An 18,321-nucleotide genomic window follows, 5' to 3' on the forward strand; every position below is an offset into this window, starting at 1 on the left:
ACCTCTCGACCGTATGGGCCGTGCCCTGCGGCCGTCCCCAGACGACGGCATGGCGGCACGCCCGCCGCGGGGCCCGGTTCCTCCCGGCCCGGGGCGGACCGGACCCCCCGCCTCAAGGCGGGGATCGGACCGGCCGTGCGGGCGGGGACGACGTGCCGGCCGCGTTCCTAGGCTCGGAACTGTCAGCTCCCCTGCGTCTGCTCACTCCCGCCGCCTGTTGGCCGGGCCGGGCGACGCCGTCCGGCGGGAAGTGTGAACGGAGGAGCCCTACATGGAGCGTCAAGCCGTCCTGGTTACCGGGGGTGCTGGCTATCTTGGCTCGGTGCTGGCCGGCAAGCTGTGCGCGGCCGGCCACCGGGTCACCGTCGTCGACAACCATGCCACCTCACCACGGCGCGCTCCCAGCCCCGGGATACGCCACGTGGAGGCGGACATCCGCGACGTCGGCGACTGGTCGGCCGCACTGCGCGGCATCGACGCCGTGGTGCACCTGGCGGCGATCGTCGGCGATCCAGCCTGCGAGGTCGACCACGACCTGACCTGGGAGACCAACTATCTGGCCACCGTCGGACTCGTCGGAGCGTGCCGGGCGGCGGGGGTGGGCCGGTTCGTGCTCGCCTCGAGCTGTAGCAACTACGGCGAGTCCGCGAACGAGCGGGCCCGCACGCTGTCGCCGATGCAGCCGAAGTCGCTCTACGCCCAATCCAAGATCTACGCCGAGCACCACGTGCTGTCCAGCCGCTGTCCGTCGTTCCGCACGGTGATCCTGCGGCTCGCCACGCTCTACGGACTGTCCCCGCGGATGCGCTTCGACCTGGCCGTCAACACGATGACGGCGATGGCTGTCCAGCAGCGCCGGGTCGTGGTCCACGGCGGCGAGCAGTGGCGGCCGTTCCTGCACGTCGAAGACGCGGCCGAGGCGTTCGCGCTGGCGGTCGGGGTACCGGCCGGCGGATCGTCGGGCGGCATCTACAACTGCGGCTCCAACGGTGAGAACTACCGACTGCGCGACATCGGCGAGATGGTGGCCGCCGTCGTGCCGGGTGCCCGGCTGGAGGTCACGCCCTCGGCCACGGACCCCCGCGACTACCAGGTGGACTTCACCTCGTCCCGGTCCGGGCTGGGCCTGCGGCCCGGTCGATCGGTTCGGGACGGCGTCGCGGAGATGGCCGCCGCGCTGCGGCACGGCCGCTTCCAGGACTTCACCGATCCGGCCTACAGCAATCTCGCCCTCGTGCGCGCGGCTGCGGGTGGTCGGCAGCCGGCGATGGCCGCCGCCTGACCGAAAGGTGCACGCGCATGCAGGTCAGCTACGCGAGTTGGGTGGGTTCCCGGTACTTCGGTGACCCTGCCGATCCGTACGGGGTCGCGCTGCCCGCGCCGGCCGGACCGGCCCCCGTCACTCGGGAGGACGACGAGCGGGTCAACGAGGACCGCGTCTTCGCCTCGAACGACACGGTTGTGGTGCTCGACGGCGCGACCCAGATGAGGGCCGAGACCGGATGCCGCCACGACGTGGCGTGGTTCGTCGACCGCCTCGGCTGCCACCTGGCGGCGGCGCTGGCCACCGAGCCCGACAACTCGCCCGAGACCGCGCTGGCCCGGGCCATCGTCGACGTACGTGGACTGCACGAGGACAGCTGCGACCTCACCCATGCGGACTCGCCGTCAGCGACGGTGGCGATTCTGCGTTGCCGTGGGGCGAAGCTGGAGTACCTCGTCCTGTGTGACACCGTGATCGCCTTCCGTCGACGCGGCGGGAACGTGCACGTCGTCACCGACGAGCGGCTACGGCGGCTACCTGACGACACCCAGGCGACAAAGCGAGCGCTGCGCAACCGGATCGGCGGGTTCTGGGTGGCCGGCACCGATCCCGCCGCCGCCAGGAACGCGGTCAGCGGCCGGGTCGAGCTCGCCGACGTCGACGCCGCCCTGGTCCTGACCGACGGCGTCACCCGCCTGGTCGAGCGGTACGGGGTGAGCTGGCCCCAACTGTTCGCCCTCGCCGAGACGGGCGGCCCGGACGCGGTGCTGCGCCGGCTGCGCGCAGCCGAGGCGGCGACCGAGCCCGGCCGGTTCCCCGACAAGACCCACGACGACGCCACGCTCGTGCTGTGCGCTCTCGCCGCGCCGGCCGGGCCGGCCCACCACTCCGAGGGAGGAAACCGATGAACGCCTTCGACGACCCGGAAGCCGAGTGCCTCGTCCTGGTCAACGCGGAGGAGCAGCACTCCCTGTGGCCATCGGCGGTCGGCGTGCCGCACGGTTGGACGCTCGCCTTCGGCCCGGCCACCCGCGACGAGTGCGTCGGCTATGTCGAGCATGCCTGGCCTGACATCCGGCCCCACTCGGTGCGCCGGCTCCTGTCCGCAGCAGCCGCCGGGGACGAGGGCGGCCGGTGATGCCCACCGACGCCGCGATCGTCCGGCCGCTCGATCGCGCCGATGCCGCCCGTACCGTCGTCTGCCTGGGCTTCGCCGGTGGAGGAACCGGGGCATACCGCCCGTGGGCCGACGTACTCGACAGCGACACCGATCTGGCCATCGTCTGCTATCCCGGCCGTGAGGGGCGGTACACCGAACCCGCCGCTCGCACCTGGGCCGAACTGGTCTCGGACGCCACCGAGGCGGTCGCCCGGGCTGCGCGTACGCCCTTCGTGCTCTTCGGACACAGCATGGGCGGCTGGGTGGCCTTCGACGTCGCGCTCCGGCTCGAACGCCGGGGCGGTCCGGTGCCGGACGCGCTGGTGGTGTCGTCGTGCAACTCCCCGGTCCGTGGCCTGACGGACAAGGACCGCTTCCCCCGGGTGGAGGACGGCGACGAGGAACTCGTCGAGTGGATGCGCACGTCGGGTTCGCTGCCCGACTACATCCTCGAAGACGACGACATGCGCGCCATGGCGATCCGCCTCATGCGTGCGGATCTGCGGGTACGTGACACCTACGAGCCCGAGCGCGGGGCACGGGTCGGCGTACCGACGCAGGTGTGCTACGGCGTCGACGACGCCGTGATCGAGCCGGCCGTGGCCGACCATTGGGGCGCGGCGGCGGCCGGCGACTTCCGGATGACCTGCCTGCCCGGCGGGCACTTCTATACGCCGCGACTGTGGCGGAGCCTACCGACGATTTTCGCGGCGTGGACTGCCGCGTCAGTCCGATGACCGGCCGCGTCCGTTGGATGCGACAGGTCGCGCTGGTGCGATGAACGGAAGAGGTGAGAGGACATGGGATCCGCGGGAACGCGGCTGGAGGTCGTCCAGCGGGCCGGCCGTCCGGCGACGGTGCATGTGACCGGGATAGGCACGATCGACGCGGCGCGCTCGTGGTTGGCGGACACACGCGACGATCTGCGCGCCGCGCTCGACGAGCACGGCGTGTTGTTCCTGCGCGGCCTGCCGGTCCGTGGCGTCGAGGACTTCGCGGTCGTCCGGGACGGCGTGGTCTCCAGGCGGGCGCCGTATCAGGAGAAGGCCACACCGCGCAGTGACTTCGGCGACGACGTGTTCTCCTCGACGGACCTGCCGCCGGCGCAGCGGATCCGCCAGCACAACGAGAACAGCTACACGATCACGTTCCCGGGCACGCTGATATTCGCGTGTCTGGTCGCACCGGAGCGGGGTGGCGCCACCCCGACGGCCGACTGCCGTCGGGTGCTCGAGCTCATCCCCGACGACCTGGTGCGGCGGTTCCGGGAGCAGGGCTGGGTCCTGCGCCGCAACTACAGCGAGCACCTGTCGCTGCCGTGGCGGACCTCGTTCGGCACCGATTCCGCCGAGGAGGTCGAGCGGTACTGCGCCGCGAACCTCATCAGCTGCGAATGGGGCCAGGACGGATCCCTGCACACCACCCAGCTGCGCCCGGCTGTCCTCCACCACCCGCGTACCGACGAGGCGGTGTGGTTCAACCACGTCGCCTTCTGGAACAGGTACTCACTCGACGACAGCATCCGCGAGGTCCTGGAATCCGAGCTGGGTGAGGACGGTCTGCCGTTCGCCACCATGCTCGGCGACGGCACGACCCTGACCCGGGACGAGGTCGGCGCGATCAACGCGGCCTACGACAAGGCGACCGTCCGTGAGACGTGGCAGCCGGGCGACGTGATGATCGTCGACAACATCCTCGCCTCCCACGGCCGCGAGGCGTTCCAGGGCGACCGCAGGATCCTCGTCGCGATGGGCGACGCGGTGGAGGTCACCGCCTGCCGGTCCACCGTGGCTGCCGCCGCCGGTCCGAAGATCTGACCGGCCCACCGAACACACCGGACCGTGAGGAGGTTTCCCATGACGGCGACCGAGACGGCCGATCTGCTGCGCCGGTTCGACCAGGTCGTGGCCGAGCGTCCGGAGGACCTCGCGGTGGTTGGCCCGGCCGCCACCCCGACCTCCCCGGCCGTCACCTACGCCGCCCTGGCGGCCCGTGTCGACCGGCTGGCCCGGGCAATGGACCGGCACGGCGTGCGCCGCGGCGACGTGGTCGGCGTGTGCCTGCCGCGCCAGGTCGACCTGCTGGCCTCGCTGCTGGCGGCGTGGCGGCTCGGTGCGGCGTTCGTCCCCATGGACCCGGCGTATCCCGGCGCACGCCTGCGGGCCATGGCCGTCGCGGCCGGGGTCCGTACGGTGCTCGCCGGCACCTCGGGTGCGCCATGGGAGGCGGAGACGTCCACAGTCCGAGTCGACCAACTGCCCGACGATCCGCTGACGGACCGGGCGCTGCCGTCGGTCGACGTCACGCCCGGCGAGCCGGCCTACGTCATCTTCACCTCGGGCTCGACCGGGACACCCAAGGGCGTTCAGGTGAGTCGGGGTGCGGTCACCCACCTTGTCGACAGCCTGGAGCGGGTGGGGCTCTACCCGTCCGAGCCGAGCCGGGTGGCGTGGAACGCCAGCGTGTCGTTCGACGCGTCCGTGCAGCAGTGGGTGCGCATCTGCCGGGGCGACACCGTACTGCTGATCGGCGACGACCTGCGGACCGATCCACAGCGGCTGGCCGACTGGCTGCGGGCCAACGGCGCGACGGCCCTGGACGTCACACCTACGCACTGGCAGGTGCTGGCCGGAGCGGTCACCCAGCCGGTGCGGCTGTTCGTCGGTGGCGAGCCGGTCCCGCCGTGGCTGTGGCGCGACCTGGCGGCCCGGTCGGGACCGACGGCAGTCAACCTCTACGGCCCGACCGAGTGCACGGTGGACGCCACCGCCGCCTGGATCACCGGGGAGGACCCGGTCATCGGCCGTCCGCTGCCCGGTGTCCGGGCCTACGTCCTCGACGACGACCTGGAGCCGGCGCGGACCGGCGAGCTTTACCTGGCCGGTCCGGGCGTCGCCGACGGCTACCGCGGCCAGCCCGGCCGCACCGCCGAACGGTTCCTGGCCGACCCGGTCGCGGCCGACGGCTCCCGCATGTACCGCACCGGCGACCGGGTACACCAGCGACCAGACGGGGCCATGGAGTACCTCGGTCGCACCGACCGCCAGGTGAAGGTGCACGGCTTCCGCATCGAGCCGGGCGAGATCGAGGCGGCGCTGGTCGCCCACCCCGACGTCGCGGCGGCGGCCGTCCTGCCGTACGACGACCCACACCGCGGGACGATTCTCGTGGCGTACCACGTCGGGGCGGCGGACGGGTTGCGCGACTGGGCCGCGGACCGGCTCCCGACGCACCTGCTCCCCGCCTCCTTCACCGCGCTGGAGAGCTTTCCGCGTACGGTGAGCGGCAAGCTGGACCTGTCCGCCCTGCCGGCACCGCGCTTTCCGGCCGAGTCCTCCACCGCGTCCGTGGGCAGCGAGGTCGAAAGCCTCATCGCCGATGTCTGGGGCGAGGTACTCGGCCGCAGCGGGGTCGGCGCCGACGACGACTTCTTCGCGCTCGGCGGACACTCCCTCCTTGCCCTGCACGTCGTCGCGGCGATCAGGAAGCGTCTGGGCGTACGCCTGCCGTCGATAGACATTTACGAACGGCCGCGTCTGCGGGACCTGGCTGAACGGGTCGCGGAACTCGCCGCCACCGAAGCAGTGCCGTCAACGGATCCTGGTCGCTGCTGACGTGGCGCGCGGGCGTTGCCGGTGCTGTCGGTGTACGTGGCATTCCGGCGCCAGGTTCAGGCGGGCCCGACCGCCGGCCAGCTCAGGTAGCCCGACTCCTCGTGTGGCGGCGGCCCGGCCAGCTGACGGACACCCGCTCCACGAGCGGCTGCGCCTCGATACGACACGATCCCGGGATCTTCTTCTCACGGCGGCCCCGGCGTGGTGCCTGAGGAAGGATCGACCTCCGTCCTTCGGAACGCACCCTCGCCCGCTTGACTCCCCGGCGTGTGGGGTGGGGGCCACGAGCGCGCCTATGCCCCTCGGCCCGGTGGCTTCGTGCATCGATGAGACATGATGATCGGCGTGGATAAACCGTTGGGACGACGGGTCGGCGCGCTTCTCGCGGCGACGGTATGGGCGGCCGGCGCGGCCTTCCTGCTCTGGGCCGTGGCGGTGCCGTACTTGATCGCCGCGACCGGCTTGGGCCCGCCGGCCGGGACGGTCGTCGTCGAGGACTGCTGGCAGCAGACCGACTACGAGGGGTCGTATACCGGCCACAACTGCGAGGGCGCCTTCACCCCGGCCGGCGCCGACCGGCCGGTGGGTGTCGTCACCTTCACCGCCAGCGGCCTGCACCGGTCGGGGAAGGTGATCGAGGTGTGGGGCGTCGAGGGTGCTGCCCTCACCGAGCGGTACCTCGGCCACATCATGGTCATCACCTGGGCAACGCTGAGCATCGTCGTACTCGGTTGGACACCGCTGGTCTGGTTGCTCAGTCCCCTGGGCCGCAACGAGGACGCCGACTTCCCGCGTCTCGTCATAGTCGTCCTGCTGTCGTGCGGGGTGGTCGCCGTCCTCGGCTGCGTTCTGCTGTTGTTTCCCTGAGTGCTGCTCGCCGTAGCCGGCGTGCCGGAGATCCCGGGCCATCCGCTCGTGCCGCCTGGGGGGCATCAGGGCCGCACCTGCGAGACCGACAAGGCAGCCGACCTCTCGTGCCGATGTCCGCTGGTTGCTCCTGGGCGACGGTCTGGAATGCTCCGTCCATGCCTTCCTACCCGCCTACCTTCGCCGACCATGTCGTTGCACAGCCAGCCCGTGCGCAGTTCGAGGCGTTCCTCGACGAGCACCGCGGCGCGCTCAATGGCTGCTTGGACGGGCTGACAGAGGAACAGGTGCGCCGACCGTTGGTGGCCTCCCGGACGACGCTGCTGGGTCTTGTGAAGCACGCTACTTTCGTCGAGAAGGTCTGGTTTGACGAGGCCGTCACGGGCCGGTCGCGCGCTGAGATCGGCATCCCTGCGACGTCCGAGGAGTCGTTCATCCTCGATGACGACGACACGATCGCGACCGTTCAACACGCACACCGCGAAGCCTGCGAAGCATCACGCCATGCGACGTCGTCCCTGGGGCTGGACGACATCCTTCGGGGGCACCGGCGGGGCCCGCTTCCGCTGCGATGGGTGTATCTCCACGTGCTGCGCGAGCTCGCCCAGCACTGTGGGCACGCAGACATTCTTCGAGAGCAGCTCGTCAACGAGTAGCGCGCGGACGTCCGCTCATGCCGCGAGTCGCGCGCTGCGCACTGTCACTGGGAATGCGGCTGCCGACGTCCCGACATGGGGAGAAAGATGGGCCGCCTCACGGCGACGACGTCGGTGCGGCGACCGCGTTCAGTCCTTACTCGTCGACGGTGATACGGACGGCGGTCGGGACGCCTGAAGCGTCCAGGTCCAGGTGTACCGGGAAAGCGCCGTCGCCAACCGAGGTCATGGCCATCATGATTTCGGCGCCGCCGACCGTGATGGTGGCCGCCTCGTACTCGGAGGCGCGCACACCTGCCATCACCTGCCAGTGGTGGGAGTGGGGGCGGAAGTCAAACGCCGAGTCTCCTCCGGGGAGCGGTCGCCCGACCAGAGCGCGAGGTGGCCGCCGTCCATCAGAATGAGCTCGCCGGACGGACAGGTGACCTCGCCGAGCACAACTGGATCTTCCACGAGCGCGCAGTCTACGACGGTCATACCGATTCCCCGGACCTGCACGCTCACCGAGTTCGTCGAGCAAGCAGAGAGCGCCGGATGTCGATTGTCCACCTTACCCTACGGGGGTAGGGTAATTAGGCGGTTGCCATCAAGCCCGTACCCTCCGGCGCGTCGCTGCTGGCCCTGCCGACGCGCGTCCTCTGGCTGGCGCGGGCCGTACCGACGCCGCTGGCGGTCCATGAAGACGGGGAGGCGGACAGCTTGAAGGTCGAAGGGTTCACCGAAGAGGGGTACGACGCCGTACGGGAGGTGTTCCAGCGCCTGGTCGACGAGGGGCGGGAAACCGGCGCGGGGGTGTCGGTGTGGCGGGACGGTCGAGAGGTGGTTCGGCTCAGCGGGGGATGGGCTGATGTGGAGCGGCAGCGCCCGTGGCGCGATGACACGCTGGTTCAGCCCTACTCGCTGTCGAAGACGTTCGCCACGCTCGCCGCGTTGGTGGCGGTCCGCGACGGTGCGCTGGGGCTTGACGAGCCCGTCGCGGCGTACTGGAAAGAGTACGGAGTGAAGGGCAAGGAGCGGACCACGTTGCGTCAGGTGCTCACCCACCAGGCGGGGCAGCCTCGGTTCCCGCAGGAGGCCGCGAACCTGGATCTGCTCGACGATGCCGGGCTACGGGAAAGTCTCGCGAGGACGGCGCCGGAGTATGCCCCGGGCACCGCGCTGGGGGAGCACGCACTGACCTACGGCCACCTCATCGACGGGATCCTCCGCGCCGCCACCGGACGTAGCCTCCAGGAGGTGTTCGACAGCGTCGTGCGACCCGCGCTCGCTCTCGACGCCTGGTTCGGGGTGCCGGACACTGAACTCGAACGTGTCGCCGACCTCGAGTACGCCAGACCGGACTGGCCGCGGCAACTGCACGCGGCACCGTGGCTTCAGATCCCCGACGGCGCGTTGGACACCCGCCGGACCAACTCCCGCGCCTGGCGGCAGACGGTGTTCGCCGCGGCCAACCTCCATACGACCGCGACCGCCATGGCCCGCTTCTTCTCCTTCATCACCAGTCAACAGGGGCCCCTGGGCGAGCTGCTCGGCCCGCAGTTGCACACCGAACTGCTCACCTCGCAGGTCACCGGCCATGACCAGGTTTTCGGTACCAGACTCACCTGGACGCTTGGCCTGCTCCGTGATCGCGGCAAAATCGCCAAGGGTGGTATCGGGGGCTCCGCTGCCTGGTGGTCGCTCCACCACCACCACTCCTGCGCCTACCTCACCCGCCGGCTGGACGACCACTCCCGAGCCGCCGAGATCGCTACCGTACTCGGTGACAACCTGGCCGTGGTCGGGGAGGACTGAGCGCCCGCAGCGGTGGCGGGCCGTCAACACCTGCGGTCCTCAGGTTGGCGGCGGGGTGCAGCTCGAACGAGCTGCACCCCGCCGCCCGGACCAGGCGGTGCGTCGCCGCCGCGCATGGAACTCGTCGGCGTTGCCCGACTCAGGCAGGCCGTCAGCGAAGGAAGAGGGTTCCTTGCCAGCCCGGGCCGTGTGCTGCCGTCGTCGGAAACATCAACCCGTTGGCGAAGCGGCCGGCATTGATGTTCGTGAGGAGCCTGCCCTCCCCGTCGATCGAGATCAGGTCGGCGCGACCGTCGCCGCTCAGGTCGGTCGGGACGGGCAGCATGGTGGGGTTCCAGCCGTGGCCGACCGAAGCTCGGGGTCCCAACGTGGCATGTCCGTTCGTCACGCCCAGGTTGCGGAAGGCGGCAAGCGTCCCGTCCGCCAGGACACCGAGCACATCCGCAGGTCCGTCGCCATCGAGGTCGACGACGTGCACCGCCAGATACCCGGTCCAGCCCTCACCGACCCGTTGACCGGCAGCGAACATTCCTCCGGTGAAGCTGCCGGTGTTCAGGTAGTGCCACAGCGATCCATCCCACCTTCTGGCCGCCGCTGAGCACGACCCTGCTCGACCCGCACACCCATCCCGCCGGCGAATTGATGAAGCTGTATCACCGCAGATGGGAGATCGAAACCGCCTATCTGGAGCTGAAATCCAGCATCCTCGGCGGCCGGGTCCTGCGTGCCCGCACCCCCGACGGCATCGACCAGGAGATCTACGCCCTGCTCACCGTCTACCAGGTCCTCCGCACCGCTATGACCGATGCCACCGACAGCCAGCCCGCCACCAGCCCCGACCGGGCCAGCTTCACCATCGCCCTGAACACCGCCCGCGACCAGATCACCAACGCCGCCGGCGTCATCGCTGACACCGTCATCGACCTGGTCGGCGCCATCGGCCGCGTGGTCCTGGCCCACCTGCTACCCGACCGCCGGATCCGGGTGAAAACCCGGATGATCAAACGCTCGAACTCCAAGTACCAAGCCCGCGGACCCAACATAGACCGGCGTAGCTACAAAGCCACCATCGCAATCGACATCATCACAAACCATTGCGAAACACCCGCCGGACCTTAACCGAGCGGCGTTGGGGCTAGACCAGACAGCCCCGTCAACGGCTGCGGTCGACGGAATACTCATGACCTTGAGTCGATCTGCATCCGCGGTCACCAGGGCGCTGCGGCCAGTGGTGACAGGATCCCTGAGCGCTGCCGCGGCCGTAGGTGTGGTGAGTTGGCGTGGTGCGCGGCCCGCGGATCAGAAGGTCAGGGGTTCGAGTCCCTCCGGGTGCGGCAAGATCACAAGGGGTCCGACCTGACCGAAACGACAGCCAGGATCCTTGCTTGTGGCATTCCGCAACCGAACACGTCGTCCCCGGCCCGGACCAGTGGGGCGAGTGTCCACGAGTCGATCTGACCGGTCGATCCGGTCACCACGACGCCGGTCACGCCACGATTCCGGTCACGCCACGATCCGCAGCGGATGCTCGAGCAGGTCGGTGAGGGTGGCGAGGAACTGCGCGGCCAGGGCGCCGTCGATGATGCGGTGGTCGGCGGTGAGCGTGTATCGCATCCGGTGCCGCGCTTCCAGCATCGTCCCGGAGAGCGTGGGCTCCGGTGTCGCGGCACCGACGGCGAGGATCGCACCTTGGGGTGGGTTGATGATCGCTGTGAAGTGCTCGACTCCGTACATGCCGAGGTTGCTGATGGTGAACGTCCCGTCGGCCATGTCGGCCGTGTTCAGCGTACGGTTCGCCGCCTTGTCGGCCAGAGTTCGGGTCTGCGCGGAGATCGCCGTGACCGACGTCCGGTCGGCATCGCGGATCACCGGCACCATGAGCCCGGCCGGGGAGGTGACGGCGATGCCGATGTTGACCCGCCCGTGCAGCAGGGTTTGGCCACGGCCCTCGGGGGAGTAGGACGCGTTGACGCCGGGGTGCTCGCGTAGGGCGAGCGCGACCGCCCGCACCATGAGGTCGTTGACAGTCACCTTGCGTCCGGCACCGTGCAGTGCGGTGTTCAGCTGCGCCCGGAGCGCGAGGAGGTCCTCCAGATCGGCGGATGCAGTCACGGTGAAGGTCGGGATGGTTGTCGCGCTCTCGGTAAGCCGCCTCGCGATCGCCTGTCGCACCGGATCGAACGGCACCGTGGTCGGTTCACGCCCGTCCGGCGCGGACGGTGCTGCGACACCGGCCGCGGCAGGGGGAGGCGATCCGGCCTCGGCCGGTTCGTTGGCAATCGGTGCAGGCGTCGGCTCCGATTCGAAGGCGTCGAGATCCGCGCGGACGATCCGACCACCGGGGCCCGTGCCGGTGACGCTGATCAGGTCGATGCCGCGTTCCCGCGCGAGCTTGCGTACCAACGGGGTCGCGGCCCGGTGCTCCGGCTTCACCGCGGTCGCCGCGGGTGCGGGTGCGGGTGATTGTTCCGCAGCAGCCGGTGTCGGAGCATCGGTGGCGTCGTGACTATCTGCTGGTTCGGGGACGGCCGACTCGGCGTGCGCCCCTTGCGTGAGGATGACGGTCTCGTCGCCAGATCCGTCGTTGAGGCGGGCAATGGGGGTACCGATGGCGGCGTTCTGGCCTTCGGGGACGAGGATCTCGGCCAGGGTGCCGCTCTCGTAGGCCTCGTACTCCATGACGGCCTTGTCGGTCTCGATGTCGACGAGGATGTCGCCGGCGGCGACCGGGTCGCCGGGTTGCTTGTGCCAGATGGAGATGGCGCCTTCTTCCATGGTGTCGGACAGGCGCGGCATGAGGATGTCGATCATGAAAGGTCTCCGATCAGCGGCGCCGGGCGACGGCGTCGAGGGTTTGGCGGATAGCGGTGATCGCGTCGTCGGCGGAGGGCAGAGCCGCGGTCTCAAGCGGCTTGGAATAGGGGAGTGGGATCTCGGCCATCGCGACGCGGCGGACGGGGGCGTCGAGCCAGTCGAAGGCGCCGTCGGAGATGGTCGCGGCGATCTCGGCGCCGATGCCGTAGGTGAGCCAGTCGTCTTCGAGGACGACGGCGCAGTTCGTCTTCTGGACCGAGGCGATGATCGTCTCCCGGTCCAGCGGGCGGAGGCTGCGTAGGTCGACCACCTCGACATCGATCCCATCACTCTCGGCGAGCTGCTCGGCTACCTGGAGTGCGACCGCCGCCATCCGGGAGTAGGCGACGACGCTGATGTCGGAACCTTCGCGGGTGATCTTTGCCTTGCCGATCTCGGCCGGTAGGTCCTCGTCATGTACCTCGCCCTTGGTGTTGTAGAGCGCCAGGTTCTCCAACACGAGGACGGGGTCGTCATCGCGGATCGCGGCCAGCATCAGCGCCTTCGCGTCGGCAGGGTTGGAGGGGGCGACGACCTTCATGCCGGGGACGAAGGCGTAGTAGAGCTCGATGTTCTGCGAGTGGGTGGCGCCGAGCTGCTGCCCGCCGCCGCCCGGGGTGCGGATGACCATCGGCACCTTCGCCTGGCCGCCGAACATGCCGTAGATCTTGGCGGCGTGGTTGACGATCTGGTCCAGAGCGAGCAGTGAGAAGTTGATCGTCATGATCTCCGCCACCGGCCGCAAGCCGAGCATGGCGGCGCCGATCGCGGCGCCGATGAAGCCCTCCTCGGCGATCGGGGTGTCCCGCACCCGCTTCGGGCCGAACTCGGCGAGCATGCCGGCGGTGATCTTGTACGAGCCCTCGAACAGGCCGATCTCCTCACCGATCAAGAACACGTTCTCGTCGCGCAGCATCTCCGACCGCAGAGCATCGTGCAGCGCCTGCCGGTACGTGATCACAGTCATGCCGAAGCTCCGATCGGCTGGGCGGTCGGCCGCGGCGCGGCGGGGAAGAGCGCGTCGCCGGGCAGCCGACGGGAATCGTTTGGCACCGGAGTCGCATAGGTGTAGTCGAACAATGTCGACACCCCCGGGTGCGGGCTGGCATCGGCGAACTCGGCGGCAGCGGCAACCGTGGCGGCGGCCTCGGCGTCGATCTCGGCGATCAGTTCGTCCGTCAGCAGCCCTTGACCATGGAGTCGGACGGCGTAGGCCGCAATGGGATCGGCCGCTTTCAACGCCTCGGCTTCCTCCTTGCTGCGGTACTTCGCCGGATCCACCACCGAGTGCCCCTTGAGGCGGGCGGAGACGGCCTCCAGCAGGTACGGCTTTCCGGCCCGGGCGCTGGCCAACGCGGCCTTGGCGGCTCCGTGGACGGCGACTGGGTCGTTGCCGTCCACGCGGGCTGCGGGCATCCGGTAGGAGGCCGCGCGCTTGTGTAGTTCGGGTTCGGCGGACGACTGCTCGACGGTGGTGCCCATGCCGAGTCCGTTGTTGATCACGACGTAGACGATCGGCAGGTTCCACAGGGCGGCGATGTTGAGGGATTCGTGGAAGGCGCCGATGTTCGTGGTGCCGTCGCCCATCAAGCACATCACCGCTTCGGATCCGCCGCGGTAGTCAATGGCCAGCGCGGCCCCGGTCGCGAGTGGTAACTGGCCGCCGACGATGCCGTACCCGCCCATGAACCGGGCTGCGATGTCGAACATGTGCATCGACCCGCCCCACCCCCGCGATACACCGTCGGTGCGGCCGTACAGCTCGGCCATCACCCGTTCTGGGCCGATGCCGCGGGCGATCGCGTACCCGTGCTCCCGGTAGTTGGCGAACACGTAGTCAGAGTCGTCGAGCGCGGCCATGAGACCGGCGACGGTGGCCTCCTCACCAAGGTTCAGGTGGCAGTAACCGCCGACCTTCGCCTCGGTGTAGGCGCGGGCGGCGCGCTCCTCGAACCGGCGGATCAGCACCAACTGCCGGTAGAACGCCAGCAACTGCTCGTCACTCACCGTTTGCGGCTCTGTGTTCGCCGAGGTCCTGGGCTTGCTCCCCGTCGTGGACTTGGTGGTCCGGGCAGCCGTTCTGGCCGGTGTGCTCGAGGGCATGTGGTCTCCTTCTCGCCTGGGCGTGCCGCAGCCGACGGATGAGTCGATCGTGGCGCCCCTGCGGGCCGACGTTAAGGTCCCAACGTTGGTTGAGATCAACACCGACCAGACAATGAAACGTAGTCCGTTTCATTATAGGGTCGGTGGCGACCGGTTGTCGATGAGAGGAACCTGATGAGCGCCAGCCCACCGCAGGCGCCCCGTCGCAAGCGGGGCCGCCCGACCGAGGCGGAACGGACCCGGCGGCGCGACGAGATCCTGGATGCCGCAGTGCACCTGTTCGTCGCAGGCGGGTTCGGTCAGGTCTCGCTCGACGATGTGGCCGCGACAGCTCACGTCGCCAAGCGCACCATCTACAGCTACTTCGGGGACCGGACCGAGATGTTCGTTGCCGCTGTCGAGCGGCTTCGCCAGCGCACCCTTGGTCCGGCCGGTGGCGAGGACGACACCCTGGTCGAGCTCGCGACCAAGATCGTCTCCGTGTTGCACTCCGATGAGGCGATCGGGCTGCACCGGCTGATGGTCACCGAGGCGCACGCCTTTCCCGAGCTGGCCGAACGGTTCTACCGCGACGGCCCCGAGTCCTACATTCGGGCACTCGGCGAACGTCTCCCTGAGCCGGATCCCGACCTGGCGCGTGCGCTGTTCACTCTCCTGCTGGGTGAACCGCACCGTCAGCGTCTGCTCGGTCTGCGGGCCGCGCCAACCTGGGCCGAGGCGCGCGGGCACGCCATCGCCTCGCTCGCGCACCTGGGGCTCGGCGACGCTCCCACCGCGACTTGAGATGAACCGCGGTTGAGGTTCTGGTACTCCGGCAGTAGCTGGTTCAGGCGGCGTCTTCCCTGATGGTGGGCTGGTTCGGCGCGGCGCTGGTCCGATCCGACCATGGAGCCGATCCAGCTCCGCATGCCCCGGTCGACATCAACATTCGTCACACGATGACCAACGGACACGAGCAGCACTCGGCGCGCTCAGTGCCGTTGCAGTACCAACCGTCTGGCGTGTCGCAGAAGATACAGTTCGAGCGTTCGACCGGAGTGCGACGGTGCCGCGCTGCGGACAGCACGGCAATGCCCACAGCCGGGTAGGCCCGGCCGCTGCGGCGATTACTCGTGGCGTCCGTGGTGATCGTGACGGTATGGTGGCCGCGCCGGCCGCGGGACTTGGTCGCGACTTCCGGAACCCGCATTGAAGCGACACTTCGCAGTTCGTGCCTTCATTCCCCGGCCGGCGTCCGGGCCGCCCGTCGAGGAAGCTGGGTCGCTGTCGTGTCGCTGTCGGATCAGGTCGCGTGCGAGGACGTGCTCATGTTCGTCAACGCGGCCATCGCCTCCACGGCCCAGCGCGAGTTCCACGGTGGCGCGGACGCGCAGCGGATGTCGCTGGGTTTCCTGCACGAGTACGTGCTGGGCAACTACCGGGACCTCTACGCGGCGACGGCGGCCCTGGACATCAACCACCTCAACGCGGCGATGGTCGTGACGAACCTGCTGCGCACCGCGTCGACCGCGAGCCCCGAGCAGCGGGCGGTGGAGGGGCGGCTGATCGCCGCGCGGCTGCGGCTACTGCCGCCCCAACGGGTGTACTCGGTGTTCCGTGAACTACGCCGGCTGGGCATCAACAACCGACGGACCAGGGCGATCGTGCGCGACTGGGTGGCTGGCCGGCCCGGTCTGGCGTTCGACGCGGTCAAGTACCGCCGGTCGTTGTCGGTCGCGGCCCGCCACGCCCACCTGCCGCTGCCCGGCGAGGTGGGTACCGTGCTGTTCGACTGGCGTCGCCCCGGGCGGTACGAGACGCCGCTCCTGGATGCGTGGCGGCGCGCCCACTACGAACAGCGCGCGTTGTACGAGCTGCCGTACACGGTCGCCGAGGGGCTCGCCGCCCAGCATGGCATCGACCGGGCCCGCTTCCTGACCGGCATCGCGCCGAAGCTCACCGACGGCGAGCGGCTGCGGCTGCAGTCGGCCGCCGCGCGGCACCAGGTAGGCGCGGTCGCCATGGACCTCGCCACCGTGCCACTGACCCGCCTCGCCGTCTACGCGCTGTCGCTGTCCCGACCGGAGCGGAAACGACGCCGCGAGGAGTTGACCGGTGCGCTGCGGGCGGCCGCCCGTCGCGCCGCGCGTCGACAGGCGGGCTCGTGGGGTCGGGTCGTGGCGGTCCTCGACGACAGCTACTCCGCCTCCGGCTCCGGGGTCAAACGTCGCCGGCCCCTCGCCGTCGCCCTCGCCACCCACTACCTGCTGGAGGCGCTCGCCGCCGAGTACACCGGACTGTGGCTGGCCCACCGCGGCGACCCGCTGCTGGTGCACCCCAGCGGAGCGACCGGGCTCGGTGAGCGCATCCTCGACGGTCTCGAACAGCGACCCGAGCGGCTCGTCATCGTCTCCGACGGCTGGGACAACGCCCCGCCCGGACAGGCCGCCGAGGTGCTCCGGGTGTGGCGTACCCGCCTCGACCCCGACCGGCGCACGAGCATCGTGCACCTCAACCCGGTCTACGACGCCGACACCTTCGACGTACGGCGGCTCGCCTCCGGGGTGGCCACCGTCGGCGTGCGCGACGTCGAGGACGTCGCGGCCCTCGTCGAGCTGGCCCGTTTCGCCACCGGGGGCGCCGGCTTCGACGAGCTGCGTCGCCACCTCGCGGACCGGGTGGACCGGTTCCTCACCGACGACTCCGGCGTCCGGGAGTCGACATGACCGCCACCGCCATGGATGGGATCGACCTGACCGGGCTGACCGTCGCCCCCGACCAGACGTGGGGTGCGGTACGCCTGGTGCCGCTGCTGCGACCCGCACCCATCACGGATCTGCGCCTGCACGCCCGCCTCTACGACCCCGACGAACTGTCGATCGTGCACACCGGGCCGCGCAGCGCGTACGTCTCCTACGTGCCCCACGCGTTCGTGGCGACCTGGACCACCGACGACACGCCCGCCGCCGCCTACGGCACCCAGCTACGCGACCCCGCGACGACCGGCGACCCCACCGGCATCCGCCTGGCGATCCGGCACCGCATGGCCCACCGTGACGGCAGGCAGCGGCTCCGCTTCCTGCCGCTGCACCTGGCGATGGAGGGCTACCTCGCCCTACAGTTCGGCGGGCCGCCCGTCGCCTGGCAGGAATGGACCCGCCACGCCGTCACCCGCGGCCTGTCCCCGCGCGTCGAGGCCAGCTACACCGGCACGGCCGTTCCCGGCCTCGACGACGCGCTGCGCGTCTTCGAAATCTACCCCGACCAGTGCGGAATGGTGCTCTACGTCGCCGACACCCTGGCCGCGGCATTCGTCGTCAGCCACCCCGACGACTACCGCGCCCTGCACCCGACCCTGTTGCAGGACTTCTACGGCGAGCTGGTCTTCCACTACGCCCACCTGCACCGGGCCGCGCCCGGCTTCACCGCCCGGCTCGACGACAGCGTCGTCGCCAGCGTCGCCGATTTGCGCGCACAACTCGCCCAGGCCCGCGCCGACTGGGCGGCCTTCCACACCGTCATGGCCGGTGGGCTGCTCACGGCGCAACGCCTCACGGTCACACCGGTGTACCGGATGGGACGCTTCACCCTGTCCCGTTTCCGGCCCGCCCTCGACCCCGTCACCGAGAACCACATCGGCGAGATGATCACCGACGACACCGGCCAACTCGCCTACCTCAAGACGTTCCGGCTGTCGGCCGCCCAGACCCGTCGTGGGTACCTGCTGTCCCGACTCGCCGCCCACGACTGGAACCTCGACGCCACCGCGACCGCCCTCGGCACCGACCGTCAGGGAATCGCGCTACGTCTGGACAACGCCGGCTTCGGCCACCTGCTCCGACCCGATATCATCGACGCCTGCCGCAACCATGCCCGGAAACCGCACGACGACGCGACGAGAAAGCGGCCCACGTCGCGCAGGGGGTGACGCGGCCCTCACCGTCCTGTGACCCGCTGCCTCGACGCCCCGCGCCGACGACACGGTGGCACAGAACGTCACGGCACACGACGACCAGTGCTCCTCCCGGAACG

19 protein-coding genes are annotated in these 18,321 nt (G+C 70.0%); 14 read left to right on the forward strand and 5 right to left on the reverse strand.

Annotated elements, in window-relative coordinates:
* Positions 1-271: 271 nt before the first annotated feature.
* From GA0074694_RS20485 to GA0074694_RS20520, 8 genes are all read left to right on the forward strand, one after another.
* Positions 272-1,282, forward strand: coding sequence for an NAD-dependent epimerase/dehydratase family protein (locus tag GA0074694_RS20485; protein WP_091460855.1), 1,011 nt, complete (start codon positions 272-274; stop codon positions 1,280-1,282).
* A 17-nt stretch (positions 1,283-1,299) separates the two neighbouring features.
* Entirely contained in the window at positions 1,300-2,172 is an 873-nt protein-coding gene (locus GA0074694_RS20490) for a protein phosphatase 2C domain-containing protein (protein ID WP_091460857.1), read from the forward strand.
* The gene (locus GA0074694_RS20495) at positions 2,169-2,402 is read left to right on the forward strand and encodes an MbtH family protein (protein WP_091460860.1); all 234 of its coding nucleotides are present in this window, start codon (positions 2,169-2,171) and stop codon (positions 2,400-2,402) included. The genes GA0074694_RS20490 and GA0074694_RS20495 overlap by 4 nt, the downstream gene beginning before the upstream one ends.
* Positions 2,402-3,160: a thioesterase II family protein gene (locus tag GA0074694_RS20500; RefSeq protein WP_091463499.1), complete on the forward strand. Its 759-nt coding sequence runs from the start codon at positions 2,402-2,404 to the stop codon at positions 3,158-3,160. The genes GA0074694_RS20495 and GA0074694_RS20500 overlap by 1 nt, the downstream gene beginning before the upstream one ends.
* Positions 3,161-3,223: 63 nt before the next feature.
* On the forward strand, positions 3,224-4,240 hold the full coding sequence (locus GA0074694_RS20505) for a TauD/TfdA family dioxygenase (protein ID WP_091460863.1): 1,017 nt from the start codon (positions 3,224-3,226) through the stop codon (positions 4,238-4,240).
* Between the two features lie 39 nt (positions 4,241-4,279).
* On the forward strand, positions 4,280-6,037 hold the full coding sequence (locus GA0074694_RS20510) for a non-ribosomal peptide synthetase (RefSeq protein WP_091460866.1): 1,758 nt from the start codon (positions 4,280-4,282) through the stop codon (positions 6,035-6,037).
* Positions 6,038-6,382: 345 nt separating this feature from the next.
* Entirely contained in the window at positions 6,383-6,904 is a 522-nt protein-coding gene (locus tag GA0074694_RS20515; protein ID WP_141714219.1) for a hypothetical protein, read from the forward strand.
* 158 nt (positions 6,905-7,062) lie between these two features.
* The gene (locus tag GA0074694_RS20520; protein ID WP_091460872.1) at positions 7,063-7,560 is read left to right on the forward strand and encodes a DinB family protein; all 498 of its coding nucleotides are present in this window, start codon (positions 7,063-7,065) and stop codon (positions 7,558-7,560) included.
* A 136-nt stretch (positions 7,561-7,696) separates the two neighbouring features.
* Here GA0074694_RS20520 and GA0074694_RS20525 read toward each other — a convergent pair whose 3' ends face one another.
* Entirely contained in the window at positions 7,697-7,852 is a 156-nt protein-coding gene (locus GA0074694_RS20525) for a hypothetical protein (protein ID WP_245714823.1), read from the reverse strand.
* A 407-nt stretch (positions 7,853-8,259) separates the two neighbouring features.
* On the opposite strand from GA0074694_RS20525, the gene GA0074694_RS20530 reads away from it, so the two are divergent.
* The gene (locus tag GA0074694_RS20530; RefSeq protein WP_091460874.1) at positions 8,260-9,354 is read left to right on the forward strand and encodes a serine hydrolase domain-containing protein; all 1,095 of its coding nucleotides are present in this window, start codon (positions 8,260-8,262) and stop codon (positions 9,352-9,354) included.
* 151 nt (positions 9,355-9,505) lie between these two features.
* On the opposite strand, the gene GA0074694_RS20535 is transcribed toward GA0074694_RS20530, so the two are convergent.
* Positions 9,506-9,883 carry an FG-GAP repeat domain-containing protein gene (locus tag GA0074694_RS20535; RefSeq protein ID WP_091460877.1) on the reverse strand — a complete coding sequence of 126 codons (378 nt, stop codon included), beginning with the start codon at positions 9,881-9,883 and terminating at the stop codon, positions 9,506-9,508.
* Positions 9,884-9,960: 77 nt separating this feature from the next.
* Between GA0074694_RS20535 and GA0074694_RS20540 the strand changes: the two genes are divergently transcribed.
* Positions 9,961-10,473: a transposase gene (locus GA0074694_RS20540; RefSeq protein ID WP_342670955.1), complete on the forward strand. Its 513-nt coding sequence runs from the start codon at positions 9,961-9,963 to the stop codon at positions 10,471-10,473.
* Between the two features lie 384 nt (positions 10,474-10,857).
* Here the strand turns inward: GA0074694_RS20540 and GA0074694_RS20545 are convergent, their stop codons facing one another.
* Genes GA0074694_RS20545 through pdhA form a run of 3 tightly spaced genes read right to left on the reverse strand, consistent with a single transcriptional unit; the run spans position 10,858 to position 14,310 of the window.
* Positions 10,858-12,165, reverse strand: a complete 1,308-nt coding sequence (locus tag GA0074694_RS20545) for a dihydrolipoamide acetyltransferase family protein (protein WP_091460880.1) — start codon at positions 12,163-12,165, stop codon at positions 10,858-10,860.
* Positions 12,166-12,178: 13 nt separating this feature from the next.
* Positions 12,179-13,174: an alpha-ketoacid dehydrogenase subunit beta gene (locus GA0074694_RS20550; RefSeq protein WP_091460883.1), complete on the reverse strand. Its 996-nt coding sequence runs from the start codon at positions 13,172-13,174 to the stop codon at positions 12,179-12,181.
* A complete protein-coding gene (gene pdhA, locus GA0074694_RS20555) occupies positions 13,171-14,310 on the reverse strand; it encodes a pyruvate dehydrogenase (acetyl-transferring) E1 component subunit alpha (RefSeq protein ID WP_091460886.1) in 1,140 nt (379 codons plus the stop codon). The genes GA0074694_RS20550 and pdhA overlap by 4 nt, the downstream gene beginning before the upstream one ends.
* On the opposite strand from pdhA, the gene GA0074694_RS31830 reads away from it, so the two are divergent.
* From GA0074694_RS31830 to GA0074694_RS20570, 4 genes are all read left to right on the forward strand, one after another.
* The gene (locus GA0074694_RS31830) at positions 14,228-14,485 is read left to right on the forward strand and encodes a hypothetical protein (RefSeq protein ID WP_176737953.1); all 258 of its coding nucleotides are present in this window, start codon (positions 14,228-14,230) and stop codon (positions 14,483-14,485) included. The two genes, pdhA and GA0074694_RS31830, sit on opposite strands and share 83 nt — an antisense overlap.
* On the forward strand, positions 14,485-15,093 hold the full coding sequence (locus GA0074694_RS20560) for a TetR/AcrR family transcriptional regulator (RefSeq protein WP_091460888.1): 609 nt from the start codon (positions 14,485-14,487) through the stop codon (positions 15,091-15,093). Before GA0074694_RS31830 ends, GA0074694_RS20560 begins: the two co-directional genes overlap by 1 nt.
* Positions 15,094-15,578: 485 nt before the next feature.
* The gene (locus GA0074694_RS20565; RefSeq protein WP_218105754.1) at positions 15,579-17,015 is read left to right on the forward strand and encodes a hypothetical protein; all 1,437 of its coding nucleotides are present in this window, start codon (positions 15,579-15,581) and stop codon (positions 17,013-17,015) included.
* Positions 17,012-18,217, forward strand: a complete 1,206-nt coding sequence (locus GA0074694_RS20570; protein ID WP_218105755.1) for an ARPP-2 domain-containing protein — start codon at positions 17,012-17,014, stop codon at positions 18,215-18,217. The genes GA0074694_RS20565 and GA0074694_RS20570 overlap by 4 nt, the downstream gene beginning before the upstream one ends.
* Positions 18,218-18,321: the final 104 nt, after the last annotated feature.

This window comes from Micromonospora inyonensis, assembly GCF_900091415.1.
Taxonomy (GTDB): domain Bacteria; phylum Actinomycetota; class Actinomycetes; order Mycobacteriales; family Micromonosporaceae; genus Micromonospora; species Micromonospora inyonensis.